This window comes from Pseudoalteromonas sp. SWXJZ94C (assembly GCF_015864385.1).
In the GTDB taxonomy this organism is placed as follows: domain Bacteria; phylum Pseudomonadota; class Gammaproteobacteria; order Enterobacterales; family Alteromonadaceae; genus Pseudoalteromonas.
On the sequence record NZ_JADYXF010000163.1, the window covers coordinates 1 to 556 of the forward strand.

Genomic DNA, 556 nt, shown 5'->3' on the forward strand with positions numbered 1-556 from the left:
AAAGTGGGTGCATAGCTCAGCTGGATAGAGTACTCGGCTACGAACCGAGCGGTCGGAGGTTCGAATCCTCCTGCGCCCACCACTTTCATAAACAAACCGACATTAAGTCGGTTTTTTTGTGCCTAAAATAAAGTGAAGTGAAGTGAAGTGAAGTGTAGAGTTGAGGAGGATTGAGAACCAAGAAGTCGGAGGTTCACTCTTACAAGATACGTCCTGCGCCCACCACTTTCATAACAAGCCGACATTAAGTCGGTTTTTTTGTGCCTAAAATAAAGTGAAGTGTAGAGTTTAGGAGGATTGAGAACCAAGAAGTCGGAGGTTCACTCTTACAAGATACGTCCTGCGCTCACCACTTTCATAAACAAACCGACATTAAGTCGGTTTTTTTGTGCCTGAAATAAAGTGAAATAACAGACGGCAATCTGTAGACGCTGAGCCTGCTCGCGTGAGAAGCGTAGCTTCTAATTATTTACCACCGATATAACTGATACTTTATTTACGAGCGTTGCTCGTCGCGTCAGCAAGCTGTACGCCTACAAGTAAAACCAGCTCTAAT

General features: G+C 44.4%; 1 tRNA gene. It reads left to right on the forward strand.

Annotated elements, in window-relative coordinates:
* Positions 1–5 precede the first annotated feature (5 nt).
* Positions 6–82 (forward strand) — tRNA-Arg (locus tag I6F65_RS21570).
* The last annotated feature ends 474 nt before the right edge of the window (positions 83–556 follow it).